This window comes from Oligosphaera ethanolica, assembly GCF_030814695.1.
GTDB lineage: Bacteria > Verrucomicrobiota > Lentisphaeria > Oligosphaerales > Oligosphaeraceae > Oligosphaera > Oligosphaera ethanolica.
The window spans coordinates 1456973-1476641 of the sequence record NZ_JAUSVL010000001.1 but is presented as its reverse complement, the minus strand read 5'-3'; the positions used below and the strand labels follow the sequence as shown (position 1 = coordinate 1476641).

The window sequence follows — 19669 nt, the reverse complement described above, 5'->3', positions numbered from 1 at the left end:
CAGACCTGGGGCGTGTGGTCAGTGGCGGCCTTGCAGGAAGCGCTGCCGTTCTGCTGCCGGGTAGTGTTCGATGGCGTAGCGCAGGGTAGTCCGGGGCAGGGCGTGTTGGTGCTTGCGGAGGAAGGCGCTGAGGGTGTCGCGGTCTCGTTTGCCGACTTCGCGGAGCATCCAGCCCATCGCTTTGTGCATCAGGTCGTGCTGGTGGGACAGGAGTTGCTCCACCAGGCGGAGGGTGTCGGCGAATTCGCCGGCGCGGATAAAGGTCAGGGTCGCGACCATGGCGATACGCTGATCCCAGAGCCAAGCGCTGGCGGCGAGAGCGGTCAGTGGCGTGCGGTCGCGGGTAAGCAGGTGCTCGCCGACAATGCCGGGTGCCGAGATGTCCACCAGGTCCCAGTTGTTGATGCGCGCTGTGTGCTGGAGATAGAGGCGGTAGATGCGCTCGCGGCGGGCGTCGTCGCCGGCGGCGGCATAGCTGTTGACCAACAGGAGTAGTGCGCAGGAGCGGACTTCGTGCCAGGGGCTGGCGAGGAGTCGACAGGCGTCCTCCGGCGGGCAATCGCGGTAGATTTTTGCCAGCTGGCGCATGATTGGGGCCGTCAGGCCCAGGAACTGGTCGCCTTCGCCATATTGGCCGGGGCCGGTCTTGAAGAAGCGTTGCATGGTCAAGGCCTTGGCGGGATCGCCGGCGGCAATCACTGCGGACGCAATGGTCTGGGCGAGGTCGTTGTTTGGCATGGGAGAGGGTTCGTGGGAGGGAACGGGCAGTAGCGGGAGTTTTTAACGCGCCCAAATTGCTTGCTGGCTAGCTCTGTTTTTTTGCCTTGACAGTGTGAAGTAGTGGCAGTAGCTCTGGAATATCGTCATGGATGATACTCCAGATGGTATCGTTATCTATACCAAGGTAGCCATGGATAAGACGATTACGCGTAGCAGTGATCAAACGCCAAGGAATCTCAGGATGCTGCGAGCGGATGTCATCGGGAATCTGCCGGGCTGCTTCGCCGATTAGTGCCACGTTACGCAAGGTGGCATCGACTACAAGCTCGTTGGCCAGGAAACCAGCCTGGTCCAGCCCATTGGTGTAGCTGATCACCTTGGATGCAAAGGTGATCATGTCGTCAAGGTAGATGCGCCACTCGCGCGGTCTGTCGTCAGACATTGATCATCTCCTGGTCGATAAAGGGTCGCAGTTCTGGGCGCCGGGCTTTTTCAGTAACCAGGTCAACCGGTCGCCCAAGCAGGTCCTCCAGATAAAATTGTACGCCAAAGTAGCGTTTTGAGGTGGCGGGGCCGTCGAAGGCCACGAGGATATCAACATCGCTACCACTGTTCGCGGTGTCCCGCGCAGTGGACCCGAACAGGGCTAGTCTGGTCACGCCAAAGCGTGCGCGCAATTCCGGCTTGCAACGACGTAGCAGTTCAAGAGTGTGCTGTCTATCCATATATCCTCCGTCGCGCGTGGTGTTGACAAACAATAACCTCGGGCTGGCCGCATACAAACCGGACCATGCGTGCGGCGGACTGGCTGCTTGTGCCACAGACAAAAAATCCGTCAACGGCGAGCCGTTGACGGATGAGGAGTGAAGATGGTCGGGGCGGAGGGATTCGAACCCCCGACCTAGTGGTCCCAAACCACTCGCGCTAACCAGACTGCGCTACGCCCCGCAAAAAGCGCCGTTAATATATCGGTCTTGGTCGTAAAGACAACTGGCGGAGAGTGGAAAAGGGGAAAACGGGGTAATCGGTCTTGCTTGCTGAGCGTTGCCTGGGCGGGGGCCGCGCTATGGCCCGATGTTGATGCGGACGGTGTTCAGGCGCCCTGGCGCGGGTTGTCGGTTTAGTAGAGATCCCAGGCGTTGTCGGCGGATTTCAGGGCATGGCCTTGGGGGAATGGCCCGAGGAAGTTATAGACATTTTTGCTTTCGACGTGGCCGTCGACGTAGGAGACATTGATGCCGGTTTGGTTGTGGCGTGAGGTAGGTCTGCGCGCGCGGTTACCTTCGGCAGCTTCTGAGTAATAACAGGAATTCCAGCGGCTGGTTGGCGGTGTCCACTGGTAGTGAGTCGAGCCGGTGGCGTAGGAGTCCCAGTTTTCGTATTTGGGGTCTGGCGTTACCTTTGCGGAGTCGCACTGTGCGGCATCACAAAAGTAGGCGGAGGTTGCGGGAGACGCCAACAGCAGTGACGATATGCTGGAATTCCAGTCGCTGTAGTTGATGACGGCGCCGTAACCGCGGGAAAAATTGGATTTTGACGGGCAGATGTAGGTCTTGGCGTCGCCGACGTAGTCTTTGATGGCGTTGTGCCATTCGGAGGTCGAGCCGTTGGCGAGTTTCCAGGTGGCGCAGCCGACGGGGAAGTAGTCGGCATTGTCGTCGATGTACATGCTTGCACCCAGTGCGCACTGCTTAAGGTTTGACGCACAACTGGCTTGGCGGGCCTTTTCCCGTGCCTTGCTTAACGCTGGCAGCAGCATGGCAGCAAGAATGGCGATGATGGCAATGACGACCAGCAATTCGATCAGGGTAAAACGCGCAATTCGATTCATGACCAGCCTCCAATTCCTTGTTGGTAAAGAAAACTAAAACATCATGTCATTGACTAGTTTATACTATGCTGTTGTAAAAAACAAGAGGGTGATGACTGGAGTTTATTGAACCATGCGCAGTGAGCCGTCGGGGTCTTCGCTGATGGGTAGGAACAGCGCGCGTTCGTAGGGGCCGGTGTTGGGTGCATGGAGGGCTATGTACAGCTGGTTTTGGAAGGAGCGGAAGATCATGGCGTGGCCGCCGTTTTTGGTGAAGAGTGGCTCGGGGTGCTGTCGCCAGTCGCCGTCAATGTGGCCGTTGCTGCTTTCGGCGATGCCGACGGCGTAGCCATCGGTACCGAAGCTGGACCAGAGCATGAAGAGGCGGCCGTTGGCGCTGCGATGAAGGAAGGGGCCGTCGGTGACGTAGGTGGGGTAGTCGCGCTTGCTGCCTGGTGCGGGGAATGGGTGCTTTTTGCCCCATGGCGCATCGGTGGCGGAGAAGAGATAGATGGGTCGGCCGGCGGGGCGGCTGAGGTCGGCGCTGAGTGGCATGGCGCAGATCGTGCCGTTGTGGACTTGCAGCCATTCGTGGCAGAAGACGATGAAGGGCGTGCCGTCGTCGGCGACGAAGAGCGTGCCGTCGAGGCACTCCCAGTGCTCTGGCGTCGCCGGGCGGTCACTGATGGCAGTGAAGGGCCCGGCAGGAGAGTCGGCGACGAAGATTTGCGTTCCGCGGTAGTGGTTCGGGGCTTTGAGGGTGGCGAAGAGGTAGTACTTGTCTTTGTAGGCATGGACTTCGGGTGCCCAGTAGTCGCGGGTGGCCCAGAAGTCCGCCGGCGGGGTGAAGACGCGGATTGGTTCGGACCAATGCTGGAGGTCGTTGCTACGGAAGGCGACGAAGCCCAGGGGCGTGCCGGCTGGGCAGGACGAACCGGTGGATGCGTACATGTAGTAGCACTGTTCGGCGGCGACGGGAAGCACGAAGGGATCGCGGATGCGGATGTCGTTGAGAGTGAGCATGACTTGACCGGTGGTTGGGGGTGGCAGGGAAGCAGAAAGGGCTGGGGCCGGCGGGGGAACTGGCGCGTCCGCGGCATTGCCGCGGGCGCAGCCCATGGCGATGACCATGGCGACAACGTAAGGCAGCGCTTTGGCGCGTCGCCGTGTGGTGCGAGCATGGGCGTGGGTGGTGAAGCAGCGCGTGATCATGGTGAAGCGGGGCTTGCGTGGGTTGGTGGCGAAGTGTTTTTCTGTGGAAACTAGGAATGGCACGCGGTAGGCGTTTATATTGCTGCTTCCGCTGAGATGAACACAACAATACAGCCAGGTGTTGGGCAAAACAACGGTGCGGCGGGCTGAAATGAATAAGAATAGAGGCGTTACAAATCCGTAGCCAAAGGGCTGGTGACCATGACTAAGTGCGAAATGGACCTGAACGTATCGGTGCTGCTTGACGACATGCGCAAGAACGGCGGCTTGGCACCGCTGGACATCGAGGCCTTTTGGCGCAAGCAACGCGAGGCGATGGCAGCGCCCTTCGGAGACAAGATTGAACAATGTCCATTCGGAGCGACGCTGACCTGGGAGTGCGTGTTTGACGAGCTCGGCGTCGAACAGGACTGGTGGCGTTTTCAATACAGCGAACCGGCCTGGGGCGTGGAGCTGTGCCGGCGTTACAACGACAAGGCCGAAAAGATCGTCGGCCGGCGCATTTTGCCGGAAAAATTGCCCGACTTGGCGCGGCAGTGGCCAAGGGTCAAGGAGCTGTATGACATTTTTGAGGCCGAGAATGTCTGGGAAGGGGGCGCATCGGGGTCGTGGTGGCTGAAGCAGTCTGCGCACGACGAGGCGTCGCTGGCCGCTTTGCTGGATCGCGTTGAACGCCGGCTGGAGAATCTGCGGGACTTCCTGCTGCCGGAAAACTGGGCGAGCGAAAAGGCGCGGCTGACGGCCCTGGGTCTGAAAGTGCCGCTGTACCGGGGCCAGCGCGGGCCCTGTACCTTCGCGTGCTCGATATTTGGCGCGGAAAATCTCCTCATGCTTTACTATGACAATCCGGATTTGCTACGTCGTTTCAGCGACGTGCTGGCGCGGGCAATACTTGCACGGGCCGGGGTGCTGGATGCCGAGGCGCAGGCGGAGGACGTCGCGCGCGCGCGGCATTGGTCGTGGGCGGATGACAACTGCTGTCTGTTTTCGCCCGAGATGTATGACTTTTTTGCCATGCCGATTCACCGGGCGGTGTTCGGGCACTATGCGCCGGAGCCCGGCAATCACCGCTTTCAGCATAGCGACTCGGCCATGGGGCATCTGTTGCCGCTGCTGGGCGAGTTGGACCTGCGCGGGGTGAATTTCGGACCGACGCTGCGCGTGCGCGATATCCGCCAGCATTGCCCGCGGGCGGTCATTCACGGCCAACTGGCGCCATTTACCTACAGTCGCAATGACGAAGAAGGGATGGTGCGCGAATTCCTACGCGACTTCGCCGAGGCGCGCGAACAACGCGGGCTGGTCTTCGCCACCGCCGGGTCCATCAACAACGGCAGCCGACTCACCGGCATGCGGCTCATCATGGCCGCCATCGAACGCTACGGGCAATTCTGAGGAGGGGGGGGAGGAATGATGAGTTTGCGGGGGAGGGGAAGGGCCGGCGGCCGCAGCCGAAGATGCGCAGTCAATGAGTTCCATTGCCTCTTTGGCCCCAGTCAGCTGCGCCGACTGGGGCCAAAGAGGCCGAGGAACACGAACATTGTCGCCGTTATACCCAGGGCGGCGCGCGCTTTCAGCGCTGCTTGCCCTGGGCTGGTATGTTTCGCGCCTTCAGCGCTTCTGCCGCTTCGCGGCAAAGAATGGGCGGCGGCAGAAGGCAGATATTGGGGCGCGACACGCGTCAGCGGAATTGGCGAGCGAGGGGTGTGGGGGTGATCCGTCCCATTCGTCCCATCCCCCTACGTCCTATTCGTCCCCTACGTCCCCTACGTCCCATCTGCCCCCGTTGCTGTTTTTGAGGACGAGATTGAGGACGTCTTGGCAGTAGTGGCAGCTGTCGCAGTTTTCGGGGCATTGGGCCATGTGTTCGGCCCAGTCGGGTGGGAATGCCTGGTTATCGATGTAGAATGGTGCGAAGGCGGTGGAGAAGCCGGGTTCGGTCAGGCTGAGCAGATCGCCGGCGAAGGACTGGTTGGCATAGGCGCCGATGACCACGCGGGGATGGGAGTGCTGGCGGGTAGCTAGTTTGACGGTGTGGACCATGCCGGCGTAGTGATGGAGGTCTTCTGGACGGATCCAGGTCGCCTTGAGGAATTCCACGAAGTGCTCGGGCTTGCGGTAGAGATTCCAGCACACGTGCGGATTCCAGCCGGGGAGGTTGTCCATCGTTTCGACTTTGGCGATGTGGGCCAGGAAATTGTCGTGGAACGTCTGTCCCGGGCAGTATTTGAGGCAGCCGCTGTTGGCGAGCAGGCAGAGTTTTTTATGATGCCGCTCGCACCACTGGTGCACGCTGGCGACGTGGCGGAGATCGCGCTGGCGGTCGCGTTGCAGATAGAAGCTATCGAAGAGATCATCGACGTAGCTCATGGCCTGGGTGCTGCCAATGCGCATATTGACGGAGGCGCGAACTTCGACGGCCGGGAAGTGTGTTTTGCTGATATGGGCGATGGCCGGCGAGGTCGTGGTGATGATGTCTGGCTGGCAGCCCAGTTCGCCGAGGTAGTCCATGACGCCGCGGACGTTGTTATCCAGCTCGCGGCTGAAGGCGTGCGCGCCGTAGCAGTTGGCGTTGAAGAGAATGTCGAGCTTCACGCCGAGCTGGCGCAGGGCTTTGAGGTCTTCTTCGAGCACGTCTTGGATGGCATCGCTGTCATCGTCATGGGCGCCGAGGATCGGTCGGCCGGAGGGCGTGCCGACCCAAGCGAAATAGACTTCGCCGACCTGTGGTTGGTAGTCTGCCACGATGTCGCTGAAGCGTTCGCCATTTTCAGGTTGCTGATAGCCGACGGCGAAAGTGAAGGGCGGATTAGCGTGGGGCATGGCGGGTCCTGCTGTGGCATGCGTTGCTGGGGATACGAAACAGCGGGTCGCGGCGCCAAGTGGCGTCGCTACCCGCGTATGGGCCGAATGGACTGTGGCTTTGGGGACGGGTCAGTCGATCAGCGGGTTGGGCTTGTCCGTTTTCTTGTTGGCGGTGCCGTAGTTGTCGCGGGCGTTGTACTTGATGTACTCGTCGACGTCTTCGATCATGTCCTTTTTGCCGTAGTAATCCAGCACGTCCTGGGTGAGTTCGTAGGGCTTGCTGCGGTCGATTTCCCATTGCGGCGTCGACCGGAATTTGTTGTGGAAGAGGTTTTTGATTTTCTTGCGTTCTTCGAGGTGCATCATGCAGGCGCGGATGCAGCCGCAGGCGCCTTCGATGGCGCGGCCGTAGCCGTACATGCGGGGATATTCGCCATCGAATGGACTAAGCTCTTTGCCGAGACCGCCTTGGATGCCTTTTTCGCAGGCGAGGGGGTCGAGTTTGTTCCATTCGAGTTCGTGGCCGGCGACGGTGACCTTCACGGATTCGTCCATGCTGATGGCGTTGCCGTGGCAGTGCTTGACGCAGAGTTTGCAGCGGTCGCAGATTTTGCCTTCATAGATTGGATCGGGTTCGAGCTCGGCGTCGGTGAGGAGAATGGCGAAGCGCTGGCGCGGGCCGAATTCGGGGGTGAGGAAGACCTTGCTCCAGCCGATTTCACCGAGGCCGGCCATGTAGGCGGCGAGGCGGAAGTGCACGAGCACGTCGGGGTAGGGCTTGCCATCGGCGACGGGTCGGCTCCAGCCTTTGCGGAATTTGCCGGTGACGGGGTTGAGGGCTTCACCGCCGTTGGCGTTGAGCATGGGGATGGTTTCGTGGCCCTCGTCTTCCAGGATGCGGGTGAGGTTCCAGAGGACCATCGGGCCGTAAATCTGGTTGATGGCCGCATAGCCCATGGACGGGTAGTTGCTGAACAGCGTGCCTTCTTCGATGCCGCGCAGGGTGCCGCGGGCAATACGGAAGCCGAGGACGATCATTGACTTGGCGTTCGGAAAGATGTAGCGGGCGTCCATCTGCTTGGGCGCGCCCTCAAAACGGCTCATGGGGGAGATGCCGACCAGGTCGGCGCCAAGACGCTTGGCGTGAGCTTTGACTTCTTGAGCGGTGATCATCGTACGAGGCCTTTCGCGTGCTGTGGTTCTGTTTGCTCTTGCTGGCTATTTATGAACGAGAAACGATTTGCAGCATATTGCCTTCGGGATCAACGAAATTGAGCAGCTGACCGCCGCCAATGGCGGGCACCGGCGCATCGGGGAAGACCACGCCGTGGTCGCGGAGTATGGCGGCGGCTTGGTTGAGGTCGTTGACGCGCAGCGCCAGGTGCGACCAGCCGGGCGTCCAGGTCGTGCGGGCGGGCCGGGCCGTGTCGTCTTTGGGCATGACTTCCAGCAGCGACCCGTCTGGTGCCGCGAGTATCCACACATTGCGGTCAGTGCGGTGATATTCCGTGTAGCCTAGCACCGCGATGTACCATTGCGCTAGTCGCGCGGGCTCAACGGCGGCCACGGCCGGGTGGTCGATACCAGTGATGATAGCGTGTTCCATGTAGCGAGTCCTTTGTCAGATAGCCGAAATGGAAAGGCTAATATATCCCCCAAAACAGCATAAGGTTATAGCCGCGACTACAAAATCACATTATGCCATTACCGCCATTGATCTGTCGCGCCGCGATGCCATCTTGCCTCTGTGGCGCCGTCGGCGCCGACAATACAATTTTCCCCACCTTGCGGGTTGTGTAGGTGCGTGATTGGCTATGGAGGCGGTTGGCATGAATGGCGATCGGAAAGACGACGGGGTTGCGGTTGCGGCGGGGCGGTGGTTGCGCGCGGAATACCTGCCACGGTTGCGGGCATGCCGGGCGCTGGGGAGCGGCGGTGTGTTCCCTGGCGGGGGGGAGGTCCCGAGCGGTGGTGGGGTGATAGCGGAGGGCGGCGCTGTTGATGGCTGGCCGGGCTGTCAGTTCAACGAGCGTTTTTTGCAGATTATCTGGAATGAACGGCATTTGGCGCCGGCTTTGACGACGGTGAGCGGCCAGGCCCTGCAGGTGATATCGCCGGGGGTGTGGAATGTGTCCGGTGGGCCGGATTTTCGCGGCGCGAGCCTGGTGATTGCCGGGCGTTTGTTGCATGGCGATGTGGAGATACATCGCCGCAGCTCGGATTGGCACCGGCATGGCCATCAGCAGGACCCGGCATACAACGGCGTGATTCTCCACGCGGTGTGGCAGGACGATGCGCCGCCGCCGCGACCGGAGCTCGAAACGCTGGTGCTGAGCGAGTTTCTCAGCGCGGCCTGGGAGAAATTGCTCTGGCAGATGGAAGACGCGTGCTATCCCTACGCCCGCCAGGTGCGCGCCGGCGCGTGCGCTCTGCGTTGGGCGTTGACGGACGACGAGCAGCTGCGCACGATTCTGAATGCGGCGGGGCTGGCGCGTTTGGAGAACAAGGGCCTGCACCTGCTGCGAAGCGCGGCTGAACTGGGGTCGGATCAGGCGCTCTACGTGGGTTTCTTCGATTGCCTGGGCTACAAGAATCACCGCGAGGCATTCCGCGCCTTGGCCGAGGCAGCGCCACTGGAACGACTGCAGGCCCTGCCAAGCGACGAAGACCGCGAGGCGCTGCTTTTCGGCATGGCGGGGTTGCTGCCAGATCCGACGCAAGACGAGGTGCTGCCCGAATGGCGCGACGCCGTGGCCGATCTGTGGCAACGCTGGTGGCGTTGCGGTCATACCCGGCTGGAACTGGACTGGCATAGCGGTAGTGCTCGCCCCTACAACAGCCCGCAACGGCGTCTCGCGGCGGGGCTGTCGTGGCTGCGGCGGGTGGACTATCGGCCGGCGCAATGGCTGCAGCAGCTGGCGCTAAGCAGTAGTAATGCACGACTATTGCGCAAGGCCATGCAGGCGCCGCTGACGGCGGCGCAGAGCTGGCGGGGATACCGCGATTTTGGCCATGCCATCAAGCCGGCGGCAGACCTGCTCGGGCCGCCACGATTGCTGGATATCGCTGCCAATGTCTTCCTGCCCTACCTGAATGCGCAGCTCGCGCTGACGGCCGGGGCGGACAGCGCCGCCGCGCAACGCGTTCGCGACGCCTATGTTCTCTTGCCGCCCAGCCAGGAAAACCGGCTGCTGAAGGAGGCCATCCAGCGTTTTTTGGCGCCACCGAGCCGTTCGCGCGAACTCATCCGCAGCGTCTGCCACCAACAAGGACTGATCGACATATACAAAAATTTCTGTCTGGCCCTGGATAATAACTGCGACTGCTGTCCATTCCGTGGCGCCGAAGGCGCGTAGCCATGGGTAGAGGGCACATCAAAATAGAGCCCTGTAAGGGCGACCTGCATTGAGCGCCGAAGGCGCGCCTTCGGCGCTCAAGACAGTGCGCGCCTTCGGCGCTGACCGATTCCGGTGTCCGTGTCGGAAAATGCGGTGGTATGCTTGACAACGTGATCGCGGTGAATACACTAGGCCGTTGACTTGCTGAGTGAGCCCTTGTCAGAAATGGCGAGACTAAGTCTGCGAAACGGCCAGTGGGCCGATATGGAGCTACGACATGAGCGACAAGTTGGAAGATGCGATTTTGGCGGCATTCGGCGATGACAAGAAGAACGACGCGCAGGGTGAGAATGCGGCCCAGGGCGAGAATAGCGGACAGGCCGATACTTCTGCTAAGCCCGCTCCAGACGAGCAACAGGCGCAGCCCGAGCAGGCGGCGGCGGGTACCCCGGGTGCGACGCAGAGTCGTCCAGCGGCGGGCGCGCGTTTGGGTGCAGCTGGTGGCAAGCCATTGATGGGTAAGGGTCTTGGTGCAAAAGTGAAGCCGGCGGTGGGCGCGATGCCCTCGGCGACGCAGGCGTCGCTGGGCGGCGCCAAGCCGGCTGCGGCTGTAGCGCCACCATCGGCGACGGCGACGCGTTCGGCGGTGATTACGCCGGCGGCACAGCCCGTTGTTGCGGCAGTTTCGCGACCAGCTGCTGCTGCTGTTGCGTCGTCGTCACGCAATGGCAATGCGACGCTGCTGCTGGTGTTGTTGTTGGTGACGAATCTGATCACGCTGGTGCTATGTGCTGGAGCTTTGGCAAAAGTATCGGGTTTGCATAAACGCGTGGTTGGTTTGGAGACCACCCTGGAGACAGTGCGCAAGTCTGCGGACTGGGCCTCCAAGCTGCACGGTGGCGTGACCTTCCTGGGGACCGACAAGCGTCCTCAGAAATACATTGTCACGATTGTGGACAATGCGGGCAAGCCGGAGTTTGGTCCGGTAGTGATGCGGCCGTTGGAAGACTGAGCGCACGGTGGATTCAGGCGCGACCATGCTGAGGGTCATCGCCTGTGTTTATTGTGCATGCGCCATACATGCGAGATGACATTCATGACGACTTCGGGCCTCTGTCCGGCAACAAGCGCAGTGCCATGGCCGGGCAGAGGCTTTTCGTTATCTACGGTAAGGAAGCCGGTTGGCCGGCGATATAGGCTACCATGACCGAATTTGCAAAAGTCAGTGGCTACATAGCGGAAGCTGAGAAACTGTGGGCGACGAATCAGGAGCTGGTGCAGAGTCGGCAGTTCTATTGCCTGTGGGAGGACGCTTGTCGTCCGGAGCCCTTTGTGGTGCCAGCGGCTGGCTTGCGGCTGGGGCGGCGGCAGGTGCTGGCGCCGGGGGCAGCGACTGGTGAGCGGGTGGCGCATTTTACTTGGCATGATGACGAGCATTGCGCGGCGCTGGTGGTGGAGGACGATGACGAGACGCAGCTGGTTCTGCTGCGGTTTGTTGACGGCGCCCTGCAGGTGACGGCACAGAAGCCGGAACGGCACGGTGATGACGATCGCAGTTACGGCGAGCGGGTCGAGGTCATGTCCGATGTGGTGGCGCAGGTGCGCGAGCAATATCCCGGCGTGGACCTTAAGCACGTGCAGAACGCGATGATTCTTGACGCGTTGCAGTCCCTGCGGGGGCGCTATCCCGAGGACATTATTCGCAGCTTGGAGAAGAGTAGCGCGCGGACGCGGTTAGCGCTGGTGGGCAAGGTCCTGGCAGATATGGCCGCAGACGAATCCAGCCCGCAGCTTACCTTCAATCTAGGCGTGCCGGCGACAGCTGAAGCGGCTATGGCCACCCATGCCGGCCCTGGGGCAGCCGACGTATCCATTCCGCCGGCGGAAATACCAGCCGGGACGACTTGGGCTGTGGGGCGGCGCTTGGTCCTGCTAGTTGAGACGGCGAAGAAACTCTTGGCGGCTGAGGAGCGTTTTGTGATGGATTTTGCCGGTGCGGAGAACCTGTCGCCGGCGCCGGCTGCGGGCGTCTGCGTGTTGAAACTGCCTGTGCGGAGCGACGCGACCTTGCCTTTGCGCGAGGGCAGTCGCCTGGTGGTCTTTCCTTTCGGGCAGCCGAAGGCGCCCGTGGCGGACTTCGTGGTTGACATTCTCGACAGCGACGAGTTGATTGGCACCCTGAGCTGGACCGATCCCTCACAGACGCGCCCTTTGGATGGGCAGCTCTGTGCTGGCCTGCGGAAATCGCCGCAGGCCTTTGTGACTCGTTCGTTGCAGGAGCTACAGCGTTTGCTGGCGGCCAGTGAAATACCGGAGCAGGCGGTGCTGCGTGGCGTGTTGGGATTAAGCAGCGTGCCGTATTTGTTTCGGCCGGGGCCGCAGCTGGGTACCCTGGACAGCTGGCAGAGTCGCGCGGTGGGAGCTTGTCTTGATCCGTTGCACAGCGTGGTGCTGATTCAGGGTCCGCCGGGTACCGGCAAGACCTGCGTGGTCGAGAAGATGCTGCGGGAGCTTTGTCGGCAGCCACAGCGGGTACTGATTACCGCGCCGTCGAACGCGGCGCTGGACAACCTTTGTCGGCGGCTCCTGGACATGCCGTTGCTGCGCCATGGCAGTTCCCGGGAGGCCGTGCAGGACGACGTCGCCGATCAGTGTTGGCATGGCGACGAGGCGGTCCAGGCGGCGTTTGCGGCCCGCAACGCCGCGACGGGCTGCGCGCTGCACGCCGGGACGCCGATCGGCTTGTTGCGCTCGCCGTCGCTCGCGGAGGAAATCAGCCGCAACGGGCTGTTTGACGTGATTGTCTTTGACGAAGCGGGCATGGGCGGCGCCGCCGAAACACTGCTGTGCCTGTGTATGGCGCGGCGGGCGCTGTTCTTTGGTGATCCGCAACAGCTGCCGCCCTTTCCGTTGCCGCGGGAGATATGGTCGGAGTTTGCCACGGCCGGCCGGGCGCTGACGCGTGACGAGCGCGCTTTCATCGGCGGGAGTTTTTTGGGCTGGCTGCAGGAGTTCCGCCATTTTCCGACGCTGTTGTTGCGCAACAGTTACCGCTGCCAAAATCCCCGGCTGATGCGCTTTGCATCGCATTTGTTTTACAACGCGCAGGTGCAGGCGGCACCGACGGCGGAGTACTACCAGCTGGGCTACAAAGAACGGCTGCTGCGCTATCCGGCATCGACGCTGCGCTTTGTCAGCACGTCGCAGCTGCCTGTCGCACGCCGGCGCGAACAGGTCGTGACCGCAGGCCAACCGGGCATTGAGAACCGCTTGGAGGCCGAGATTTGCGCGGCGCTGGTGCGCGAGTACAGCGGGTGCTATCCGCTCAATGAAATCACGGTGATTACGCCCTATCGTCGGCAGCTGCGCTTGCTGCGCAAAATGCTGTCGGCGCCACCGGCGGGCATTGCTGCGGCGGAGTGGGAGCAGTTTGTGCACCAGCGTATTTCGACGGTGGACAGTTTTCAGGGCGGCGAGAGCGACGTGGTGATTATCTCCTACGTGCGCTCTGGTGGGCGCAGCGTGGGTTTTGTGGACGATCCGAACCGCGTGAACGTGACGCATACCCGCAGCCGCCGCGAGATGATCGTGGTCGGCGATGCCGAGTTTTTGGCCAAGAAATCCCGCGGGCGCATTTTTGTGCGGATGCTGCGGGCCATCACGCGTGACGGCGTGGTTGAGGAACTGGACGAGGCCGCGCTGGCCGCGCTATTGGGTGACAGCGATGACGACGGTGAGAAAGCCGCGCCGGCCAAGGCCGCTGCACCGGCTGCGCCGGCTGCGAGCGGCGGCCGGCAGCTGACCTTCGGTTTTTGAGGAAAACTGGCTGTTTTTTACGACTGGTAGAGTTTTTGTTGGTTAGCCCAGGCGATGACGTTGTCAAGGGCCTGTTGTGGTGAGACGATGGGCTGGTAGCCGAAGTCTCTGCTGGCGCGTTCGTGGCTGAAGGAGTGGGAGAATGCCAGTTCGTTGGTGACGAAGCGGGTCATTTTGGCGGGGCCGAGGAAGGGCAGCCCGGCCGTGAGCCATTCGCAAAGTGCGGCGACGATGTAGGCGCTGCGGTAGTCGACACGGCGGGTCACGGTGGGCAAGTGCAGGCTGGCCAGGAGACTGTTGATCCAATCCCAGAGCACGACGGGCTCGGTGTCGTGGACGAAGTAGGCCTTGCCGGCGCAGCGCGCCTGGCCGGCGAGTTCGTCGGCGGCCAGGATGTGGGCGTGGGCGGCGTTGTCCACGTAGGTGATGCTGACTTGGTTCAGGCCGTCGCCGATGATGCGCAGGCGTTTTTCCAGAGTGAAGGCGAAGAGTTGCGGGAGGATATGCGGGTCATCCGGCCCCCAGATGAGATGGGGGCGGATGGCGCAAGTGCGGAGGCGAGTGACATTGTGTTCGCCGAGCTCGCGGCGGTCGTCCGCGGGCGAGTTCGGGACCATCTCCCAGTTGTCGGCGTCAAGGATCATTTTTTCAGCGATGGCCTTGGTTTTCGGGTAGGGCGCCAGGTAGTGGTCGAGGTAGGGCAGGGATTCATCGCCGAGAATGATATGGTGCGGTGCGATGACGACGCTGGGGGTGCTGGTGTAGACCAGGCAGCGGACCTTGTTTTCGAGGCAGGCCCGTAGGACATTGGCGCTGCCGCGGACATTGACCTCGTAGTACAGGCGTTTGTCGCGGATGATGTCGCAGATGGCGATGGTGTGGAACACGGTGTGGCAGCCCTGGCAGGCGCGCATGACGGCGGCGGGATCGCGGACATCACCGACCACGCATTCGGCGCCCAGGGCTTCGACCTCGGGGTAGCGGTGGCGGCCGAAGACCCGGACGGCGTCACCGCGAGCCCGGAGCATGCGGACGATGGCTCGGCCGAGGAAGCCACCGCCGCCGAGGACGGCGTAGTGGCGGGGTTGCGCAAGACCTGTTCCGGTCTGTTCACTCATACAGAGGGCTGCTCCGGTGGCTGCTTGCTGGCCAGTTTGGCGCGGATCTGGCTGACGGCCTTGTCCACCAGCGAGCCATAGTCGTCGCCTGCCTGTGGGACGATGGGTGGGAGGAAGGACACGGCGACCGGCTTGAAGAGTTTGGGGAAGAAGCGATTTCGTGGCAGCGCCTGGTAGGCGCCGGCGATGGCGATGGGTACGATGGGCACATTGAGTTCGCGGCCGAGGATGGCGAAGGTTTGTTTGAAGGTGCCCAGCTGGCCGTCGACGGTGCGGGTGCCTTCGGGGAAGATAATGACCTTCTTGCCTTGCGCTAGTGCGCTGGCCAGCTTTTGTAGGGACAGCTTGAGGTCGCTGTTGACGTCCATGATGATGACATTATGGCGGTTAGCCATGAAGCGCTGCCAGCCGCGGCGGAGGTGTTCGGCCTTGGCGTAGAAGAAGGTCTGTTTGAGAACGCCTTTTTTCATGAACGCCGAGATGAAGAAGGCGTCGAGGTAGCTCTGGTGGTTGGGGGCGAAGACGCAGGGGCCGTCGGGGATATTCTCCACGCCCTCGCCACGCAGTTTGAAGACACTGTGGAGGATGCTCTTGGAGAAGAGATTGAGCCACTGGTGGGTGAACCAGCTCCGGGGTAGTTTCACGGCGATTTTTTCACGGAGGATCTTGCCCCATTTGAAGCCGCTGCTGGCGGCGATGGTGTCGTGGCCGAGATCGTGAATTTTGGCGGCGAGCTTGGCGGGCGTGGGGTGTTCGAGCAGCATCTGCTCGGGAATTTCCACGCTGAAGGTGCCGCTGAGGAAGACTTGGAAACTGACTTTGCCGAGGGAGTCCAGGCTGAGGTCCATTTCAAAATGGTCGTTGGGATGGATATCTTGTCCGAGCTGGCCGACGAGGTACTCCTTGATGACGCGGTATGCCTCGCTGTCGGGTTCGGCGACGGCCTCTTTTTGGCGGGCGTTGCCGGCTTTGGCGATTGTTTCGAGCTCATGGCGTTTGAGCTTGCCGAGGCGGGTGCGGGGCAGGGCGTCAGTGACGAAGGTGCATTTGAAGACGCGTTTGTAGCTTGATGCCTGCTGGTTGTAGTGGGCGATGACTTGCTGGCGGATGGACTCTTCGATATTGAGCACGCCTTGCGCCTGGAGATTCTGGAAGTGCGGCAGGATCAGCGCCTGGAGCGAGTCGCCCGAGCCCAGCACGGCGATTTCCGCGATCCAGTCGGACATCTTGATGATCTTCTGCTCGACCTCGTCGGGATTGATATTCTTGCCGTTGGGGAGGACGATGATTTCCTTCTTGCGGCCGGTGATGAAGATGAAGCCATCGTCGTCGACGTAGCCGAGGTCGCCGGTATGGAGCCAGCCGTCCTTGATGATCGCGGCGGTTTCCTCGGGGCGTTTGTAGTAGCCCTTCATGACATTTTTGCCGCGGACGGTGATTTCGCCATCGACGACGCGGACTTCATTGCAGGGTATGACTTGTCCAGACGAGCCGGCGCGTGGGGCGTTGGGCTTGGTGAAAGAGATCATTGGCGCGGTTTCGGTCATGCCGTAGCCCATGAGGATCTCGAAGCCGAGGGTACGGAAGTCCTTGACCACCTGCGGGTCCAGCGAGGCGCCACCGCAGGGCATGTGGCGCATGGCGCCGCCAAATTTCTTCTGCACGGATTTGAAGATCACGCGGGAGAATGCCAGGGAGTTGACGGCGGCGGCGAGGGCGAAGAGTGCCGAGGCGACCTTGCTCTGGCGGATGCGGCTCTTCATGCTGTCACGGAGGAGGATATAGAGTCTGGGCACGCCAACGAAGAGGGTCACGTGATGGTCGGCGAGGGTTTGGAGGATATCGGCGGCGACCATGGAGGGTGACATGACGCAGGTGGCGTTGATAGATAGCGGCATGATCAGGGTGCCTTGGAGGGGCAGGACGTGATGCAGCGGCAGGAGGATCATCACCCGGTCGGTGGCTTTGTAGATGGGCACCTGCTCGGATACCGCGATGAGATTGGCGCGGAGATTCTCGTAACTGAGCATGACGCCCTTGGGGCTGCCGGTGGTGCCGGACGTGTAGATGATTACGGCGGTGTCGTCGTCTGCGGCTTCGGGGAAGACTTTGTCCTCGTCGGGAATGGTGGCGGGTATGGCGATGTCGGTGAAGACGATGAGTTTCGTCTGGCATTCGGCCATGGCAATGGCCTTCTCCATGGTCTCGACATTTTTTGGCGACACGAAGACGGCGACGGGCGTGCTATCTTTGAGGATGTAGGCGATTTCATCGACACTGGCCATGGCGTCAATCGGCACGGGTATGGCGTGCTTGCGCCAGGCGGCGTAGAACGCGTAGACCCACTCGGGACGGTTTTCCGAAAAGATTGCCACGCGATCCCCCGACGCGGCGGCAACGAGGCGGGCATAGACGGCGGTGACGCCGATGAGCTGGTCGAAGGAGACCTGGTCATTCTTGAAGATCAATGCCGGTTTGTTGCTGTTTTGGAGTAATTTCATGCGTTTGTTTTTGGCTGGGGAAGTTCTTTCGCTAAAGTTATGGACGATAGTGCCGTGGCGCCTGCCACAGTGTCGCTTAATATACCCGCGCATGTGCCGCTGTCGCATTGTCAGGGTGTCTGTGGCCATTATATTAGCCACTTGCTCCGCCGCAGGCGGATGTGCAAGCACGAACGAGTGAACGACGAACGCGAGGAAGTGACCGATGAGTGACCACGCCAAGCCCGCCGAGCCGGCATTGCCGGCCGCGACCGATTTTATCCGGGAAATCATCAACGAGGACATTCGTTCCGGCAAGTACCAGCTTGGCGACATCCGCACGCGTTTTCCACCGGAGCCTAACGGCTATTTGCACATAGGTCATGCGAAGGCGCTGTGCATCGATTTCGGCATTGCCCGTGACTACCAGGGCAAGTGCATGCTGCGCATGGATGACACCAACCCGAGCAAGGAAGATGTCGAATACGTCGATGCCATCAAGGAGGACGTGCGCTGGTTGGGCTACCAGTGGGAAGGCGAGGTCCGCTACGCGTCGGATTATTTCGCGAAGATGTACGAATACGCTGAGATGATGATCGAGAAGGGCCTGGCCTACGTGGACGAGCAGAGCGCGGAGGAGATCCGCGAGACGCGCGGCACGCTGACTGAGGCCGGCAAGGAAAGCCCCTGGCGGAACCGCCCGGTGGCCGAGAACCTCGATCTCTTTCGGCGGATGCGCGCCGGCGAGTTTCCCAATGGCGCGAAGGTGCTGCGGGCGAAGATCGACATGGCGGCGCCGAACATCAATTTGCGTGACCCGGTGATGTACCGCATCCAGCACACGTCGCACCACCGCAGCGGCGACACGTGGTGCATCTATCCGATGTACGACTGGGCGCACGGCCTGGAGGACTCCATTGAGGGCATCACGCACTCGCTGTGCTCGCTGGAGTTCGAGATCCACCGGCCGCTTTACGACTGGTTTCTGCAGCCGCTGCCCGTGCACAAGCCACGGCAGATCGAGTTTTCGCGTTTGAATCTCAATTACACCGTGATGAGCAAGCGCAAACTTCTGCGGCTGGTGCAGGAGAAATACGTTCACGGGTGGGACGATCCGCGCATGCCGACGCTCTGCGGCCTGCGCCGCCGTGGCTATACGCCGAGCGCCATTCATGCGTTTTTGCAGCGCGCTGGCATCACCAAGTTCAATGGCATTACGGACGTGGCGCTGCTGGAGAGCTGTTTGCGTGACGAGCTCAACCAGAGTTCATCGCGCTACATGGCGGTGCTGAAGCCGCTGAAGCTGGTGATCAGTAACTACCCGGCCGGTCAGGTCGAATGGCTGGAAGCCGTGAATAACCCCGAAGATGCCGCGGCCGGCACGCGCAAAATCCCCTTCGGTCGCGAGCTGTACATTGATCAGGACGACTTCCGCGAGGTTGCCCCGCCCAAGTATTTCCGGCTGACGCCCGGACAGGAAGTGCGCTTGCGCTGGGGCTACATCATCGCCTGCGAAAAGGTGGTGAAGAATGCCGACGGCAGCATCGCCGAAGTGCATTGTACCTACGATCCCGACAGCAAGGGCGGCAACCCGGTCGACGGCCGCAAGATCAAGGGTACGATCCACTGGGTCGAGGCCAGCCACGCCATCGATGCCGAACTGCGCCTCTACGACCGGCTCTTCGCCAAAGAAGCCCCGGAGGACGTCGAGGACGGCCACGACTTCGTGGAAAATCTCAATCCCGACGCGCTGCAGGTTCTGCCCGGCTGCAAGATCGAGCCGGCCTTGGCGACGCTTAAGCCCGAGGACCGCGTGCAGTTTGAACGCGTGGGCTATTTCTGCGCCGACCGCTATGACTACAAGCCCGAGAAGCCCGTGTTTAACCGGACGGTCGGACTGAAGGACAGCTGGGCCAAAATCGAAAAGCAGGACCAGAAAAACAACGCGCCGGCCGCACCGGCGCCAGCCGCGCCCGTGAAGGGCGGAGAGAAGGCCGGGGCCGCGCCGGAGAAGGCGCCGGAAAATGTCGCCCTGATCGGTATTGAGGACTTTGCCCGGCTGCAGTTGCGCACGGCGCTAGTGCTGGCCGCCGAGCCGGTGCCAAACACCGATAAGCTGCTGAAGCTGCAGGTGGACTGTGGCGAGAAGCGCCAGATTGTCGCCGGCATCGCCAAATTCTATCAGCCGGCGGATGTCGTGGGTAAGACCATCGTCATGGTGGCGAACCTGCAACCGGCGACGCTCTGCGGCGTGGAATCACAGGGGATGCTCCTGGCCGCTAAGAGAGGCAAGGAGCTGCGACTGCTCGGCGTCGATGGCGATATCGCTCCCGGCGCCAAAGTCGGATAACTTTCCAGGCGTCTTTTTAT

General features: G+C 61.5%; 15 protein-coding genes and 1 tRNA gene. 5 read left to right on the top strand and 11 right to left on the bottom strand.

Annotated features, from left to right (window positions below; genetic code table 11):
- Positions 1–18 precede the first annotated feature (18 nt).
- From J3R75_RS05100 to J3R75_RS05075, 6 genes are all read right to left on the bottom strand, one after another.
- Complete coding sequence (locus tag J3R75_RS05100; protein ID WP_307260286.1) at positions 19–738, bottom strand: DNA alkylation repair protein; 720 nt, start codon at positions 736–738, stop codon at positions 19–21.
- Positions 739–805: 67 nt separating this feature from the next.
- Positions 806–1162, bottom strand: coding sequence for a HepT-like ribonuclease domain-containing protein (locus J3R75_RS05095; RefSeq protein ID WP_307260285.1), 357 nt, complete (start codon positions 1160–1162; stop codon positions 806–808).
- Positions 1155–1445 (bottom strand): nucleotidyltransferase family protein, encoded by a 291-nt coding sequence (locus tag J3R75_RS05090; protein ID WP_307260284.1) that lies wholly within the window; start codon positions 1443–1445, stop codon positions 1155–1157. The genes J3R75_RS05095 and J3R75_RS05090 overlap by 8 nt, the downstream gene beginning before the upstream one ends.
- A 145-nt stretch (positions 1446–1590) precedes the next feature.
- A tRNA-Pro gene (locus J3R75_RS05085) sits at positions 1591–1668 on the bottom strand.
- Between the two features lie 172 nt (positions 1669–1840).
- Positions 1841–2551: a DUF1559 family PulG-like putative transporter gene (locus tag J3R75_RS05080; RefSeq protein WP_307260283.1), complete on the bottom strand. Its 711-nt coding sequence runs from the start codon at positions 2549–2551 to the stop codon at positions 1841–1843.
- A 102-nt stretch (positions 2552–2653) separates the two neighbouring features.
- Complete coding sequence (locus tag J3R75_RS05075; RefSeq protein ID WP_307260282.1) at positions 2654–3805, bottom strand: glycoside hydrolase family 43 protein; 1152 nt, start codon at positions 3803–3805, stop codon at positions 2654–2656.
- A 138-nt stretch (positions 3806–3943) separates the two neighbouring features.
- Between J3R75_RS05075 and J3R75_RS05070 the strand changes: the two genes are divergently transcribed.
- Positions 3944–5137 carry a uroporphyrinogen decarboxylase family protein gene (locus J3R75_RS05070; RefSeq protein ID WP_307260281.1) on the top strand — a complete coding sequence of 398 codons (1194 nt, stop codon included), beginning with the start codon at positions 3944–3946 and terminating at the stop codon, positions 5135–5137.
- A gap of 351 nt (positions 5138–5488) precedes the next feature.
- Here J3R75_RS05070 and J3R75_RS05065 read toward each other — a convergent pair whose 3' ends face one another.
- The 3 genes from J3R75_RS05065 to J3R75_RS05055 all read right to left on the bottom strand — a co-directional run bounded on the left by J3R75_RS05065 (position 5489) and on the right by J3R75_RS05055 (position 8153).
- Positions 5489–6565 (bottom strand): hypothetical protein, encoded by a 1077-nt coding sequence (locus J3R75_RS05065; protein WP_307260280.1) that lies wholly within the window; start codon positions 6563–6565, stop codon positions 5489–5491.
- Between the two features lie 111 nt (positions 6566–6676).
- Positions 6677–7720, bottom strand: coding sequence for a hypothetical protein (locus J3R75_RS05060; protein WP_307260279.1), 1044 nt, complete (start codon positions 7718–7720; stop codon positions 6677–6679).
- 49 nt (positions 7721–7769) lie between these two features.
- Positions 7770–8153: a VOC family protein gene (locus J3R75_RS05055; protein ID WP_307260278.1), complete on the bottom strand. Its 384-nt coding sequence runs from the start codon at positions 8151–8153 to the stop codon at positions 7770–7772.
- Between the two features lie 223 nt (positions 8154–8376).
- Here J3R75_RS05055 and J3R75_RS05050 point away from each other — a divergent pair, with 223 nt between their 5' ends.
- From J3R75_RS05050 to J3R75_RS05040, 3 genes are all read left to right on the top strand, one after another.
- Entirely contained in the window at positions 8377–9903 is a 1527-nt protein-coding gene (locus J3R75_RS05050; protein ID WP_307260277.1) for a DUF2851 family protein, read from the top strand.
- 259 nt (positions 9904–10162) lie between these two features.
- Positions 10163–10897 carry a hypothetical protein gene (locus J3R75_RS05045; RefSeq protein WP_307260276.1) on the top strand — a complete coding sequence of 245 codons (735 nt, stop codon included), beginning with the start codon at positions 10163–10165 and terminating at the stop codon, positions 10895–10897.
- A gap of 191 nt (positions 10898–11088) precedes the next feature.
- Positions 11089–13701 (top strand): AAA domain-containing protein, encoded by a 2613-nt coding sequence (locus tag J3R75_RS05040; protein WP_307260275.1) that lies wholly within the window; start codon positions 11089–11091, stop codon positions 13699–13701.
- Positions 13702–13718: 17 nt separating this feature from the next.
- Here J3R75_RS05040 and J3R75_RS05035 read toward each other — a convergent pair whose 3' ends face one another.
- Together J3R75_RS05035 and J3R75_RS05030 are read right to left on the bottom strand one after the other, a co-directional pair.
- The gene (locus J3R75_RS05035) at positions 13719–14819 is read right to left on the bottom strand and encodes an NAD-dependent epimerase/dehydratase family protein (RefSeq protein ID WP_307260273.1); all 1101 of its coding nucleotides are present in this window, start codon (positions 14817–14819) and stop codon (positions 13719–13721) included.
- The gene (locus J3R75_RS05030; protein WP_307260272.1) at positions 14816–17320 is read right to left on the bottom strand and encodes an AMP-binding protein; all 2505 of its coding nucleotides are present in this window, start codon (positions 17318–17320) and stop codon (positions 14816–14818) included. The genes J3R75_RS05035 and J3R75_RS05030 overlap by 4 nt, the downstream gene beginning before the upstream one ends.
- Before the next feature lie 205 nt (positions 17321–17525).
- Here J3R75_RS05030 and J3R75_RS05025 point away from each other — a divergent pair, with 205 nt between their 5' ends.
- Positions 17526–19649: a glutamine--tRNA ligase/YqeY domain fusion protein gene (locus J3R75_RS05025; protein WP_307260271.1), complete on the top strand. Its 2124-nt coding sequence runs from the start codon at positions 17526–17528 to the stop codon at positions 19647–19649.
- The last annotated feature ends 20 nt before the right edge of the window (positions 19650–19669 follow it).

Bases quoted from the DNA above. Each gene is read 5' to 3' on its own strand.
- J3R75_RS05055 (WP_307260278.1), bottom strand. From the start codon at position 8,153: ATGGAACACGCTATCATCACTGGTATCGACCACCCGGCCGTGGCCGCC.
- J3R75_RS05060 (WP_307260279.1), bottom strand. From the start codon at position 7,720: ATGATCACCGCTCAAGAAGTCAAAGCTCACGCCAAGCGTCTTGGCGCC.
- J3R75_RS05035 (WP_307260273.1), bottom strand. From the start codon at position 14,819: ATGAGTGAACAGACCGGAACAGGTCTTGCGCAACCCCGCCACTACGCC.
- J3R75_RS05100 (WP_307260286.1), bottom strand. From the start codon at position 738: ATGCCAAACAACGACCTCGCCCAGACCATTGCGTCCGCAGTGATTGCC.
- J3R75_RS05095 (WP_307260285.1), bottom strand. From the start codon at position 1,162: ATGTCTGACGACAGACCGCGCGAGTGGCGCATCTACCTTGACGACATG.
- J3R75_RS05070 (WP_307260281.1), top strand. From the start codon at position 3,944: ATGACTAAGTGCGAAATGGACCTGAACGTATCGGTGCTGCTTGACGAC.
- J3R75_RS05090 (WP_307260284.1), bottom strand. From the start codon at position 1,445: ATGGATAGACAGCACACTCTTGAACTGCTACGTCGTTGCAAGCCGGAA.
- J3R75_RS05045 (WP_307260276.1), top strand. From the start codon at position 10,163: ATGAGCGACAAGTTGGAAGATGCGATTTTGGCGGCATTCGGCGATGAC.
- J3R75_RS05065 (WP_307260280.1), bottom strand. From the start codon at position 6,565: ATGCCCCACGCTAATCCGCCCTTCACTTTCGCCGTCGGCTATCAGCAA.
- J3R75_RS05030 (WP_307260272.1), bottom strand. From the start codon at position 17,320: ATGAAATTACTCCAAAACAGCAACAAACCGGCATTGATCTTCAAGAAT.
- J3R75_RS05025 (WP_307260271.1), top strand. From the start codon at position 17,526: ATGAGTGACCACGCCAAGCCCGCCGAGCCGGCATTGCCGGCCGCGACC.
- J3R75_RS05050 (WP_307260277.1), top strand. From the start codon at position 8,377: ATGAATGGCGATCGGAAAGACGACGGGGTTGCGGTTGCGGCGGGGCGG.
- J3R75_RS05040 (WP_307260275.1), top strand. From the start codon at position 11,089: ATGACCGAATTTGCAAAAGTCAGTGGCTACATAGCGGAAGCTGAGAAA.
- J3R75_RS05080 (WP_307260283.1), bottom strand. From the start codon at position 2,551: ATGAATCGAATTGCGCGTTTTACCCTGATCGAATTGCTGGTCGTCATT.